This is a genomic window from Salinivibrio sp. ML290, from assembly GCF_001995695.1.
Taxonomy (GTDB): Bacteria; Pseudomonadota; Gammaproteobacteria; order Enterobacterales; family Vibrionaceae; genus Salinivibrio; species Salinivibrio siamensis.
In genome coordinates, this window is sequence record NZ_MUEY01000003.1 from 79464 (window position 1) to 93247 (window position 13784).

The 13784-nt window shown below is 48.4% G+C and carries 13 protein-coding genes; 10 read left to right on the forward strand and 3 right to left on the reverse strand.

Features of this window, described 5'->3' with window-relative positions:
- Positions 1-164 precede the first annotated feature (164 nt).
- Positions 165-2285 carry an ATP-binding protein gene (locus tag BZG23_RS03985; RefSeq protein WP_077577811.1) on the reverse strand — a complete coding sequence of 707 codons (2121 nt, stop codon included), beginning with the start codon at positions 2283-2285 and terminating at the stop codon, positions 165-167.
- Positions 2286-2287: 2 nt separating this feature from the next.
- On the reverse strand, positions 2288-3478 hold the full coding sequence (locus tag BZG23_RS03990) for an FIST signal transduction protein (protein ID WP_077606195.1): 1191 nt from the start codon (positions 3476-3478) through the stop codon (positions 2288-2290).
- A gap of 142 nt (positions 3479-3620) precedes the next feature.
- Between BZG23_RS03990 and BZG23_RS03995 the strand changes: the two genes are divergently transcribed.
- Positions 3621-4184 carry a hypothetical protein gene (locus BZG23_RS03995; RefSeq protein ID WP_077606196.1) on the forward strand — a complete coding sequence of 188 codons (564 nt, stop codon included), beginning with the start codon at positions 3621-3623 and terminating at the stop codon, positions 4182-4184.
- Between the two features lie 87 nt (positions 4185-4271).
- Here BZG23_RS03995 and BZG23_RS04000 read toward each other — a convergent pair whose 3' ends face one another.
- The gene (locus BZG23_RS04000) at positions 4272-4691 is read right to left on the reverse strand and encodes a hypothetical protein (protein ID WP_046073228.1); all 420 of its coding nucleotides are present in this window, start codon (positions 4689-4691) and stop codon (positions 4272-4274) included.
- A gap of 277 nt (positions 4692-4968) precedes the next feature.
- On the opposite strand from BZG23_RS04000, the gene ccoN reads away from it, so the two are divergent.
- The 9 genes from ccoN (at position 4969) to uspE (ending at position 13782) form a co-directional block, all read left to right on the forward strand.
- Positions 4969-6396: a cytochrome-c oxidase, cbb3-type subunit I gene (gene ccoN / locus BZG23_RS04005; RefSeq protein ID WP_046073229.1), complete on the forward strand. Its 1428-nt coding sequence runs from the start codon at positions 4969-4971 to the stop codon at positions 6394-6396.
- Between the two features lie 13 nt (positions 6397-6409).
- The gene (ccoO, locus tag BZG23_RS04010) at positions 6410-7021 is read left to right on the forward strand and encodes a cytochrome-c oxidase, cbb3-type subunit II (RefSeq protein ID WP_046073230.1); all 612 of its coding nucleotides are present in this window, start codon (positions 6410-6412) and stop codon (positions 7019-7021) included.
- Positions 7022-7033: 12 nt separating this feature from the next.
- Positions 7034-7216, forward strand: a complete 183-nt coding sequence (locus BZG23_RS04015) for a CcoQ/FixQ family Cbb3-type cytochrome c oxidase assembly chaperone (protein ID WP_046073231.1) — start codon at positions 7034-7036, stop codon at positions 7214-7216.
- Entirely contained in the window at positions 7216-8196 is a 981-nt protein-coding gene (gene ccoP / locus BZG23_RS04020; protein ID WP_046073232.1) for a cytochrome-c oxidase, cbb3-type subunit III, read from the forward strand. Before BZG23_RS04015 ends, ccoP begins: the two co-directional genes overlap by 1 nt.
- Before the next feature lie 72 nt (positions 8197-8268).
- Entirely contained in the window at positions 8269-8754 is a 486-nt protein-coding gene (locus BZG23_RS04025; RefSeq protein ID WP_046073233.1) for a FixH family protein, read from the forward strand.
- A 2-nt stretch (positions 8755-8756) separates the two neighbouring features.
- Positions 8757-11135 carry a heavy metal translocating P-type ATPase gene (locus BZG23_RS04030; protein WP_077606197.1) on the forward strand — a complete coding sequence of 793 codons (2379 nt, stop codon included), beginning with the start codon at positions 8757-8759 and terminating at the stop codon, positions 11133-11135.
- 4 nt (positions 11136-11139) lie between these two features.
- Positions 11140-11874 (forward strand): cbb3-type cytochrome oxidase assembly protein CcoS, encoded by a 735-nt coding sequence (gene ccoS / locus BZG23_RS04035; RefSeq protein ID WP_077606198.1) that lies wholly within the window; start codon positions 11140-11142, stop codon positions 11872-11874.
- A gap of 65 nt (positions 11875-11939) precedes the next feature.
- Entirely contained in the window at positions 11940-12689 is a 750-nt protein-coding gene (locus BZG23_RS04040; protein ID WP_077606199.1) for an FNR family transcription factor, read from the forward strand.
- Between the two features lie 145 nt (positions 12690-12834).
- On the forward strand, positions 12835-13782 hold the full coding sequence (uspE, locus tag BZG23_RS04045) for a universal stress protein UspE (RefSeq protein WP_046073238.1): 948 nt from the start codon (positions 12835-12837) through the stop codon (positions 13780-13782).
- Positions 13783-13784 lie beyond the last annotated feature (2 nt).

Consider the following 13784-nt stretch of genomic DNA (forward strand, 5'->3'; position numbering starts at 1 on the left):
GTTAAATTAAGGTTTAAGGTCTGACGTTGGATACTGCTTCTGCTCGTTCAGCACTCTTCCTTTTTTGTCATTAAACGTAATTAGCTATTTACCATAAAATAGCTAATTACTACTTCCTTTAATCGTCATTACCCCAAGAGTCGCTTGGCCTAAGTCGATTCAAGTCAGCGGTAATTAGTGGAAAGATCTAATGGCTGATGAGCATGCAGTACGGCGTTAAGGCTTGCCGCCCTAATCGGCTTGGTAACAAAGTCATCCATGCCGGCACGGACACAGCGCTGTTTATCCTCATCCATTGCATTGGCAGTCAGCGCAATGATCGGTCGTTTAAACCCTGAAGCACGCAGCGCTTTGGTGGCAGCGATGCCGTCCATGACAGGCATCGACATATCCATCAGCACAAGATCAAATTCTGTTTGTTTAACCTGTGCCAGTGCTTCTTCACCATTGGATGCTAATACGACGGTATGACCCTGTTTTTCCAGCATTAACCTAACCACCATTTGATTAGCACGGCTATCTTCGGCGACCAATATCGACATAGCCTGCACGGCGTCGGCCGAGACGTTTGGTTGTGCTTGGTGTTTTTGTGCATCTTGAGGTGTTTCGACAATCGGCAAACGAACGCAGAAGTCAGTTCCCTGGTAAGGCTCACTTTCCACGTGAATACTGCCTCCCATCATCTCTACCAGCTTTTTACAAATGGATAATCCAAGGCCAGTACCGCCAAAGCGGCGAGTAATGCTGCCATCCGCTTGAGTAAAAGGCTCAAAGATTCGACCAATCTGTTTTTCGTCGATGCCGATTCCTGAATCTTTCACCCATAACTCGAGTACATCATCATGAGCATCAAGTGACACTGTCACCCCGCCGCGTTCCGTGAATTTTAAGGCATTGGCCACCAAGTTAAGGAGTATCTGCGTAAAGCGGTTCTCATCCATAAACAAGGTGTTGGGCACAGAAGAAGAGACACTAACAGAGAGGTTAATGCGCTTTTTATCGGCCCGCTCAATCAATTGTTGATAGACATTCGATACGCTATCGCTGGGCTTCATCAATGAGGGAGATAGCGAAAAACGGTTGGACTCAATTTTAGATAGATCGAGWACATCGCTGATCAATGTTAGCAATAGCTGAGCAGATTTATCCATTTGCCCTACCCACTGCTTTTGTTCTTGCGTTAATGAAGAGTGTTGCAATGCATCGATCAATCCTAAAACAGCATTGAGCGGCGTGCGGATTTCGTGGCTCATAACGGCAAGAAACTGCGATTTGGCATTATTGGCTAACTCAGCTTGCTGACGAGCCTGTTGCAATTCGACAACACGACGCTTGGTCGCAGTGATATCTTTAGCCGTCCCTCGATAACCGGCGAGCTCACCGCGCTTATTATAGCAAGGACGGCCTGAGAGGCTTACCCAGTAGTCATGGTGACGAGATTCTATATGCCATTCAATATCGCTAAAGGCTTCTTCTGTGTATATGTACTCTTCTAATTTCGTTTTTAATTCGGCGTCTGATTTGAGCTTTGCCAGCAGGGCTTCAGCATCGATGTCGGTATCAGTATTGGGTGATGACAGGTAAGTCAGTTGAAATTGGTTGTCGAGCTCCCAAAACCAGTCACTGGCTGTTTGGGCAAAGTCTTGAAAGCGTTGCCGGCTAGCATTAAGTTCCTGAGTGCGACTCCCCACTAATGCATGTAGACGGTGACGGTAGTCGATGTCCATAATGGTGCGTTCAATCAAGGGGCGAAATCGGTCGATGACTTGCTGGGCTTCGTTATTAAATGCATCGCGGCGGTGTGACAGCAAAATAAGCATGACTTCGCTGTCATTTACCGTTAACCCGCTAATCAGCGCAGTACCTTGTAAATAACTGGCGTATTGATGCGTTAAGCAATGCATCTCTTTCACCATGCCAGGTTTATAGATAGCAACCGTTTCACCACTTACACAGCGGCGGAACACATCGCCTGTTTGCCAAGTGACTGTTTCCAGTAAGCGTTCAGTCGATACGAGACAGCGAAACGCATCTTCTGTTTCTCGGTTGCGGCTTAGCGCCACGGCGCTATCAAAGCTGACATACCGGCGGATCACATCAAGTAAGGAAGCAAAAATATCGGTTTTTGACGTCGCTTCCGTCATGGCTGAGATTGCCGACAAAATCGCGTCGTTTTCTTCCCTTAAACGCTTTTCTCTTGCTTCAACACGACTGAGTTCAAATAAGGTTTCTTGTAAAGATTCAGAGTCTGAACGTTCAGAGGCCGATACGCGTTTCGACGTCATGATTAATCCTTATGAAATAACACAGCCGAGATCATTAAATTACCATGGGACAGTTCCCCACCTTTAAACAAGCCTTGTTCACCAAAGGTAAACGGGCAGACAAACGGCGCAGTGTATAAGGCCGTGTTGATATTGTCGGCGACTTGGTCAAGGCGATCTTTGACATGAAGCATACACCCCGCACAATAAATCGCCAGTCCACCGAGAGGTTGAGGCGTTCGCAGCGCATGATCGTTTGCCGATTCCACGACTCGACTTGCACGGGCAATCAACCCTTCACTGGTGCCTGTCATAAAGTGCGCGGTTTGCCCTACGGCTATTTGCGAGAAGAGTTCCATGTGCCCTTCTTGGTTAACAAACATGGGGTGTGACAAGGTGTAATAAGGTAAGCCGTGTATCTTGCCCGTTTGTGTCCCGAGCGGATACAAGGTTGATCGTGCGAACAGCGAGTCGCCTAAATCTAGCGTTTGCCCGGTTTCTTCTTCGTACCAGTCTTTATATACCGCCGATGCGGGTTTATGGTCCAAGCTCACTAAGGTGCGACCACGTACCTCTGTGACGACGGCCTTCTTGGTGGTGGCCGCATAACCAGAGTGGAATGAATAACTCACCCGTGCGGTTGGATAAAAAACACTGATTGCGATGCCAGATTGCGCGGTTTGCTCATTATCGAAAATGGCCCATCGTCCGCCGACGGTGTCGGCCGCAGCGGAGCCACCTATCACTGGGACCGATACGCCCAACTCTTCTCGAATGGCGGCTAACGTCGTTTCCTCATCACCCGGTGTACTGTGTAAAGCGATGAGTTTGGGGAGCTCGCCACAACGGCCGCTCTCTTCTATCGCTTGATTAAGCGCAATGCGCGCTGAATCGCGTATAGGACGATGGGCTTGGTGTGGCACGAGGGATGTGCCGTAACTCCCCTTTTCATCACTGCAAGCCCAGACGGCGGCTGTCGGCCCTTCGATATAACCGGCTTGCGTCATGACACCGCAGCAGGTCGTGCACCCTATCAATGGCACGCCAGGGAAAAGCGCAACCATTGCTCGCTGAAGTGCATCAACATCGTATTGTTCCGTGCAGTAGAGCATTAAAAGCTTAGGTGCCTTTAGACGGCCCAATAAAGTGCGCGCCAGTGTTTGCGCGGCGTCTACTGCGTCTGGACTTTGTGTGCATGCCGTGGCTATTTTCATCTTAATGTTCGTTATTGTGCTCGCGATTTATCACGATTTTAATGATACCTGCATCAGGCAATCAAATCATTGCGCTAGTCGGCTGAAATAGTGGTTAAAATCACGTATCCTATTTCCCATTTATATCGCTAGAGTGCTCAACATGGATTGTCGACCCGTTGCGTTATTCGGTGGAGCCTGTGCCTTGGGTGCCACTATCGCCTACCAATTGGCCGCGAAAGGCTATACGCCAATTATTATTGATCACAATCAAACGGCAGCGCTCGATATCGTCGCTCATGATCCCAGAGTCAGGTTTAAAGAAGCACCTGTATTCACGCCCGGTACCCTCCAAGCCACGCTTGATCAGTGCACCGCGCAACTCTCCCCTTTTGTCGGTGCTGTTGTCGTGTCTGAGCAGGGGCATGCCTATATACAATCACTAGGGGTTGGTGGGCTGGATGCATTTTGTCAGATGGGGGCTCGTTGTGTCGTTATTCATACGAACAGCCATCTGAGCAACGCCCCCCTACTAAATGACAAGCTGGCTACAAATCGCCTGCAACGGATTAACAGTATAAGTTTCTGGTCGGATCACAATATTAACACTGATGTGGAAACATTACCGTCGCGTAAAAAGAGCGAAGTTTTATCTCCATTGGTATGTTTTCTTTTAAGTGATGAGTCAAATGGCATTAATAATCAAGAGTTTAATATGAAGATATGACAAGTGACAAAAAGAAACACTCATAAATAAGCGTTTCCTTTTATAATGACCGCAAAATAGAATAAATAAGATTTAAACCGCAGTTTATCACTCGCTTTTGGGGTAATTAAATTTAAATTGATATCGATCAAAGACAAGGTTAAACCTCATCGGATTGCGAGGTAAATCTTGGGTTTTCCACTGCCACGTTAGCGTGATCTTCTCCCCATTTCGGTCTAGCTGATCGCTAATTTCGATCTGCTTACTTCCTTCTTCTCCCCAATAAGCCGAATGTGGCTTTTTGTCTGAAACCACTGAAAAAATTACATTATCTTGTTCTTTACTCCAGGCGAACTCTATGAGCTGCTGAGATTGTGACGTGCCACAAAATCCACGTTCCCCTTCACAGTCTATAATGGTCAATCCAGGTGTATAGACCAGCGTCCTCCAGAAGAAAGCAACCACCAAAAGTGTAAGCATAACGATGATTTGCGCGAGTCGTCCTCGAGTGAGTTTTTCTGCTGCCATGAGTCGCTTTCTCCGTGTTACAGAGGTCAAAGTTTTATAAGAAAGGTAGGTAAGCCGCACTAAGTGTGTGGGTTAGACCCTGTTTTTTAACCAGTATCTACAGTATGATTCTGGTCGAAAATGCCATTTTTACAAAGAAATAGCAACGGAGTGTGCAAAGTGGTTAAAAACCATACGCAACGGGGCGTTTTCTTAAAAATGGTATGTTAACAGGCGAAGCGGAGGCTTCGTCCGTATCAAACGTGAGTGTAGTTAACTAAAAGTGGAAGCATGCAATATGAGCCAAGTTAAGCAGCTTGAACAAGACTACAACTACCGCGTTGTCCGCTTATTTACCCTAACAACGATTTTGTGGGGTATCGTGGGCATGGCTGTAGGTGTACTTATTGCCGCTCAATTAGTGTGGCCTGCACTGAACTTTGATATTCCGTATTTGACGTATAGCCGTCTGCGTCCACTGCATACCAACGCAGTGATTTTCGCTTTCGGTACCAGTGCGTTGTTTGCAACCTCTTATTATGTTGCGCAGCGAACTTGTCAAACACGGTTGTTCGGAGGGAAGTTAGCAGAGTTCACCTTCTGGGGTTGGCAAGCCATCATCCTTTCTGCAGCCATCTCGCTGCCAATGGGATACACCACCTCTAAAGAGTACGCTGAACTAGAGTGGCCAATTGATATCGCCATCGCGGTGGTATGGGTCGCATACGCTATCGTGTTCTTTGGCACGCTTATCAAGCGTAAAACGTCACATATTTATGTGGCCAACTGGTTCTTCGGTGCCTTTATTCTGACCATCGCGGTGTTGCACATCGTCAACAGCATGGCAATCCCTGTTTCACCGATGAAGTCTTACTCCATCTATGCTGGCGCAGTTGATGCGATGGTGCAGTGGTGGTACGGACACAACGCGGTTGGCTTCCTGCTGACAGCAGGCTTTTTGGGTATGATGTACTACTTCGTTCCCAAACAAGCGGGTCGCCCTGTTTACTCGTATCGACTCTCCATCGTCCACTTCTGGGCATTGATTTCGCTCTATATCTGGGCGGGTCCTCACCACCTTCATTACACGGCTCTGCCCGATTGGACACAGTCACTGGGGATGGTGATGTCGTTAATCTTGTTTGCACCTTCGTGGGGCGGGATGATTAACGGTATTATGACGTTGTCAGGTGCGTGGCATAAACTTCGCTATGATCCCATCTTGCGCTTCCTTATCGTGTCTTTGTCATTCTATGGCATGTCTACGTTTGAAGGCCCAATGATGTCGATCAAAACAGTTAACGCCTTGTCGCATTATACCGATTGGACAATTGGTCACGTTCATTCTGGTGCACTCGGTTGGGTCGCAATGGTCTCTATCGGCTCTATCTACCACTTGATTCCTAAACTGTTTGGTCAAGAGCGTATGTACTCAGTGTCTTTGGTGAACGTACACTTCTGGCTTGCCACGATTGGTACCGTGCTTTACATCGTTGCTATGTGGATTTCTGGTGTGATGCAGGGTCTGATGTGGCGCGCCGTCAACACTGACGGTACGTTGACATACAGCTTTGTGGAGTCATTGGAAGCCTCCTATCCGTTCTACTTCGTCCGCTTTATCGGCGGTGCGATTTTCCTATCAGGCATGTTCTTGATGGCTTACAACGCATATAAAACGATTCGTGCGCCTGAAGCTAGCTTGAAGTCGCTTGAGCCTGCGGTGTAAGGAGGACGATTAAATGAGTTCAAATCGCCACGAGATAGTAGAAAAAAACACAGGTTTGCTAGCGATTTTGATCATCGTTGCAATCAGCTTTGGTGCATTGGTGGAGATAACGCCATTGATTTACCAAAAGCAAACCACTGAACCGGTAGATAACCTTCGTCCGTATACAGCGTTAGAAATGGAAGGACGTGACATCTACATCCGTGAAGGATGCAACGTGTGTCACAGTCAAATGGTTCGTCCATTCCGTGCTGAAACTGAGCGTTACGGCCACTATGCCGTCGCAGGGGAAAGTGTTTGGGAGCATCCTTTCTTATGGGGTTCTAAACGTACCGGTCCTGACCTCGCCCGAGTTGGGGATCGTTACTCTGACGAATGGCACCGCGTTCACTTAATTAATCCACGTGACGTAGTACCTGAATCGAACATGCCTGGTTTCCCTTGGTTAGCAGAGAACAAGCTGGATGGGGAAACCACGGCCGCGAAGCTGAAAGTATTCCGTGACCAATTTGGTGTGCCATACACCGATGAGGACATCGAGAATGCCAAGGCGGCGGTTGAAGGTAAAACGGAGATAGAAGCGTTGATTGCTTATCTTCAGTCACTAGGTCACGCAATGAAGTAATAAGGAGGGCCTATGGATATCGGCACCTTTCATAGTATCTGGACAGTTGTCCTATTTGTGAGCTTCATTGGGATCGTTGTTTGGGCTTATAGCAAACGTCGCAAAAAGCACTTTGATGAAGCGGCTAACCTGATTTTCGACGATGAGGAGAACAATCAGGATAAGTCCAATAACAAGACAGGAGATAATCGCTAATGAGTACGTTTTGGAGTATCTTCGTAACAGTCATCGTACTCGGCACGATTGCTGGCTGTGCTGCTCTTATCATTTGGACAACCAAAGATAAAATGGGCGTCGCAGAAGGCGATGACATGGGTCACGAGTATGATGGTATTCGTGAACTCAACAACCCACTGCCTAAGTGGTGGTCGTACATGTTTTGGGCGACCTTGGTGTTTGGTTTGGGGTACCTCATCCTTTATCCGGGGCTGGGTAACTTTGCTGGCGTATTAGGTTGGAAAAGTTCGTACCAAGACGTAAGCAGTGTCGAGGAGTCGCGTGAGTTAATGGCAAAAGCGCAAGAAGCGCAGCATATTAACCAATATGCGATGGAGCTCGAGGCAGCTGATAAGGTGTTTGGTGAAGCATTCCGCAAACTGGCGTACCAAGAAGATGGCAAATCATTGCGTCCGATTACCCAAATCGCGCGTAATGAAGAAGCCTTGAAAGTGGGTCAACGTTTGTTTAGCCAAAACTGCGCGGCCTGCCATGGGTCGGATGCGCGCGGTCAGGCTGGTTTCCCGAACCTTACGGACGATGCGTGGTTGTATGGTGGTGAGCCTGAAACCATTAAAGCCACCCTTCTCCATGGCCGAAAAGGCAATATGCCGGCTTGGTTAGATACTATGGGTGAAGAAGGCGTTAAAGAAGTCGCCGCTTATGCACTGAGCTTGTCAGGTCGTAAAGTCGATCCGCAGATGGCTGCTAAGGGTAAATCTCGCTTTGTTGTATGTGCCGCATGTCACGGCACGGACGGCAAAGGTAACCCTGCCTTTGGTGCGCCGGATTTAACTGACAATATCTGGCTATATGGTGGCTCTCGCCGCGCCGTTGAGCAAACCATTCGTGGTGGCCGTCAAGGCGTGATGCCCGCGTGGGAAGCTCACCTTGGCGAAGAAAAAATCCAGATACTCTCTGCCTATGTATGGCGCTTGAGTAATCCTGAGGTAGAATAAGCACTTAGGTGTGATACAGCCCCTGCTTGCAGGGGCTTCTTAAATGTAAATGCTCAAACCGAGGAGCTTCTGATGGTAACACCCTGGTACAAGCAGTTTTGGCCTTGGTTCCTGATTGCCCTTCCCGCTTCTGTTGTCGTCGCGAGTTTGTTAACTGTGACCGTCTTTTCGATGAATTCTGTGTCTCTGGTGGCAGAGGACTATTACAAGAAAGGCAAGGCGATCAATGTTGATCTATCCAAACTGAAAGTCGCGGCCCAGCTGGGTGTTTCAGCGCAATTGTCGTCAAACAACCAGGCAATCGCGATAGCACTAGATAAGGGCGATCTCGCGTCATTTCCTGCGCTCAAGGTGCATATTCAGCACCGTACGCTCGAGCGAAAAGATGTGAACGTCATGGTAAACCCAAACCAAGCGGGGATTTATCATATCGATCTTGCTGAGCCAATATCCGGACCCTGGTTTATCGAAATCACTTCATTCGATAAACAATGGAAAGTGCACGGTCGTATCAATTTCCCTGTCTCAACTCCCCTGACGTTAACCGGTAAGCAGTAACCATGACCACGCCTTGTTATCACTGTGGTGATCCTGTACTAACAGGAGACACCTACCAAGTAGTGATTTTCGATAAACCCCGCCTTATGTGTTGCCCTGGCTGCCAAGCCGTGGCAACCACGATCGTAGACAGTGGTTTGAGTTCTTATTATCAGTATCGTACAGAGAACGCCGATAAGGCCGACCTCGTCCCCGAAGAGCTCAAATCACTGACGCTATACGATAATCAAGATGTACAACAAGAGTTTGTCCGTGATGTGGCAGACCAAAAAGAGGTGACGTTGTCACTTGACGGTGTCTCCTGCGCTGCGTGTGCGTGGCTGATTGAAAAGCAGTTACAACGCACAACAGGCGTCACACATATTCAGGTCAACACCACTACTAACCGCGCTCAGGTGCGTTGGGATGAGAGTGAAACTTCCCTGAGTACAATACTCACACACATTCATCACCTAGGTTATAAAGCGGCACCTTTTGAGGCTGACAGACAAGAGCAACAATACCACCGCAACATGAAGCAGTACTTATACCGATTGGGGATTGCTGGCTTGGCCACCATGCAGGTCATGATGTTAGCCGTGGCGATGTACTTCGAAGTGTTTGGCGATATGGACGAAACCTTTCGCAATTACTTCCGGTGGATAAGTTTAATCTTCGCGACGCCTGTCTTGCTGTATTCCGCGTTACCTTTTTATATCAATGCGTGGCGCAACCTTAAGGCACGCACACTGGGAATGGATGTCCCCGTTTCTATTGCCCTGTTATTTGCCTACTTTTCAAGCCTGTACGCGACTGTCACTGGAAAAGGCGAAGTCTTTTTTGAATCGGTGGCAATGTTTACCTTCTTCTTATTGCTCGGGCGTTTTCTGGAAATGCGCGCACGCCGCACGGCAGCAGCAGCCAGCGCCAACTTGTTAAAACTGGTTCCCAAAATGGCGCGCCGTCTTAACGGTGAAGCCGTGCCAGCTAACAGTCTTAAAATAGACGATAACATTCGCGTATTGCCCGGTGAGCCCTTCCCTGCCGATGGACAAATATTGTCTGGCACAACCTCTGTCGATGAAGCCATGTTGACAGGCGAGTCACTACCTCAGACTAAGCGAGTGGGTGATGCCGTTTATGCCGGCACCATGAATGTGGAAGGGAATGTCGATATTTGTGTAACGAGTAATCACAAAGAATCTCTCGTGGCTCATATTGTGCGTTTGCAAGATGAAGCTCAAATGGCAAAACCCAAGGTGGCAGTGTTGGCAGACCATATCGCGCGTTACTTTGTCGCCGCCATCTTAATTATTTCCGCATCGACTTGGCTCTATTGGCATTTTGTTCAACCTGACGATGCCTTTTGGATCATGCTATCCGTGCTTGTTGCGACCTGCCCTTGCGCATTATCACTCGCCACCCCCACGGCCCTGACTTGCTCAACATCGACCTTTGGCCAGCTCGGCATCATGTTACGCCGAGGTCACGTCTTAGAAACCTTAACCAAGGTGAATCGATTGGTGGTTGATAAAACAGGTACACTGACCGAGGGTGAGGTGAAAATTGATTCAGTCCACGTGTTTGCTGCTGACATTAGCGAACAATCGGCCTTGAATATTGCGGCCAGCTTAGAAGGGTTTGCTAATCATCCTATCGCCAACGCGTTCCAATCAAAAGCGACTGAGTCTCTGACAGTCAAAGCGGCGGACAACCATATTGGTCAAGGGGTAAGCGGCGAGATCCATGGCCAGCATTGGCGTATTGGCAAGGCGGCGTTTGCTCTATCCTCGCCTAAAACGCACTATGATTCCTATCCCGTCGTGCTCAGTTGCGAGGGGCAAGTGGTGGCCGCATTTTCACTGACCGATCCGATTCGTCCCAGTAGCGCACGCTTGATAGCCGCATTTAAACAAGCTGGGATCCAAACCACCATGCTAACCGGTGATCAATCGCGAAATGTTGAACAGGTCGCTAACCAGCTCGGCATTGATTCTGTGATTTCAGGGGTATCTCCTCAAGGAAAATTGGCGTACCTTCAAAGCCTTGATGATGATACCGTGACCTTAATGGTGGGTGATGGCGTCAATGATGCCCCCGTTTTAGCCGGTGCCCACTTGTCGGTTGCGATGGGAGGAGGCACTGATATCGCTAAATCGTCCGCCGATATGGTGTTGCTGAGTGACGATTTGGAAAAACTACTGACCGCCAGGCAGCTTGCCCAGCAAACTCGCCGTATTATCCGCGAAAACTTAATTTGGGCTTTAGGCTACAACATCACCATTCTGCCTTTGGCGGTTATGGGCTATGTCGCCCCTTACATAGCGGTGGTAGGTATGTCAGCAAGCTCAATCATTGTCGTGTCTAACTCGCTGCGCCTACTTAACAAAAAAGAGGATTAGCGTTATGGCTAGTTTGTATATTTTGATCCCCATCGCCATTATGCTGGTTTGCGTGGCGGCCGTCGTGTTTATCTGGGCCGTCAAATCCGATCAATTCGAGGATCTAGAACGACAAGGCTCTTCGATCCTTTTTGATGAAGAAGAACCGGAGAAAGACGCCGGCTCACAATCAAGCCAACCAACCGAACCTCACGCGTCGACGCAAGATGACTTGGGGCGTATCAGCTCGTATACCCTTGCCGGCGCAATGATCGGTGGTACCGTGGCTTCATTGCTTGCTTTGTCTGATTTAACACAGCATCTTGCGGTATTGCGGCTGTTTGCGGCCATTATGATGTTGCTATTGGCAGCCTATATGGCTCAAGTATGGAATGGCCTTAGCTATATTGAACGGCTGGGTAGCAAACTCTGGCGATTTATTTCTCCGCTAACGTCCAAGCTAATGCCACTGCGTTCGCCATTATATGCCTATCCTTTTGGCCTTGTGTGGGGCTGGCTCCCCTGTGGGCTCGTTTACTCCGCGCTGAGTTGGGCCGCCGTTGCTGGCAGCGCATCCGGGGGCGGCCTTGTGATGCTTGGGTTTGGATTAGGGACGCTACCGGCGATGTTAACCGTTGGTGCCCTTGCCGAGCGGATAAAGCCCATTCTTAACAACCACGCACTGCGTTTGATATGTGCCACAATGTTGGCGCTTTATGGTTTTTATACGGCTTACTCCGCCCTCAAACTCCTGATATAAGGTCGACCTGGCACACAATCATGGTGTAATATGTATATTGACGTTTATCAATTTTAGGCAGGTGTATGGTGTCGAATAAGATCATCACTCGGCGGGTTCAGTCAGGCGGCTGCGCAATTCATTGTCAAGATTGCAGTATTAGCCAACTGTGTATTCCCTTTACGTTAAATGAGCAAGAGTTGGATCAACTGGATAGCATCATTGAGCGAAAAAAACCTATTCAGAAAGGCCAAGAACTGTTCAAAGCCGGTGATAATCTACGAGCGCTGTATGCGATTCGTTCAGGTACGGTTAAGACCTACACAATCACAGAACAAGGTGATGAGCAGATAACTGCCTTCCATCTCGCCGGCGATTTGGTAGGCTTTGACGCTATTAACGATAGTGAGCACCCCAGCTTTGCTCAAGCGCTAGAAACGTCAATGATTTGTGAGATCCCCTACGACACACTTGATGACCTCTCTGGGAAAATGCCCAAGCTTCGCCAACAAATCATGCGACTAATGAGCAATGAGATAAAAGGTGATCAGGATATGATTTTGCTGTTATCGAAGAAAACAGCTGAAGAACGTCTGGCCGCTTTCCTTTATAGCCTCTCAAAGCGCTTTGCTCAGCGTGGATTCTCTCCGCGAGAGTTCCGCCTTACCATGACACGAGGTGATATTGGTAACTACCTAGGTCTCACCGTTGAAACTATCAGTCGCTTATTGGGCCGCTTCCAAAAGTCAGAAATATTGGCCGTCAAAGGTAAATACATTACGGTTCTAAACTTAGAAGAGCTTGCACGTCTTGCGGATGAAGAGTGCTTTGTTTAGCGAATAAAAGTAAATAAGTTGTTAATAAATGGCGCTTTATGCGCCATTTCTCTTTTTTGCTCAATGGTGAACAATTTCTTTCGCGTGAACGGACTAAGTAGGTTAAAGTGAAATTAACCGATGCATCTGTGCAAAGGAGGCAGATATGTCTAGGTACACGAACCTGCTCGTCGTCATTGATCCTTCCCAAGAACAACAACCTGCACTTTCACGTGCGGTCACGCTTAGCCAGCGAAGTGATGCAAAGGTTAAGCTCACCCTCTTTCTTGCCATTTATGACTTTTCATACGAAATGACATCTATGCTCTCATCAGATGAGCGGCAAGCAATGCGCCAAGGTGTGATGCACCAGCGTGAAGAATGGATGAATGAGGTTATTCAAACGCACCAAGCTCAAGAATGTGAGATCGAAAAAGTCGTGGTATGGCATAACCGCCCTTACGAAGCGATTGTCGAACGCGTGCTGAGCCACCACCACGATTTGGTGGTTAAAGCGACACACCAGCACGACACACTAGGCTCTGTCATCTTTACTCCCACCGATTGGCACTTGTTACGCAAATGCCCAAGTTCAGTGTTATTAGTTAAAGATCATGGTTGGCCAGATAAAGGCAAGATAGTCGCCTCTGTTCATGTGGCATCTGAAACCGAAACTCACGCTGAGCTCAACGACAAATTGGTCGATGAAGGGAATATCATGAGTGCCATGCTAGGGGCTGAGTTGCACCTGGCTAACGCCTACCCTGCTACGCCGGTGAATATTACTATCGAGCTGCCTGACTTTGATCCAACATCGTATACCGATGCGGTACGAGGTCATCATCTCACCGCAATGAAAGCCTTGCGTCAGCGCCATCACATCGAAGAAACACGCACGCATGTCCAAGAAGGATTGCCGGAAGATGTTATCCCTAACATTGCCCGGGAGCTGGATGCAGAGCTTGTCATTCTCGGGACCACAGGGCGCACTGGCTTATCCGCGGTGTTCATTGGGAATACCGCAGAGCATATGATTGATCAACTCGACTGTGACTTACTTGCCATCAAACCTGATGGTTACATTAGCCCACTCGACCCTCGCGCTAACGATTAACC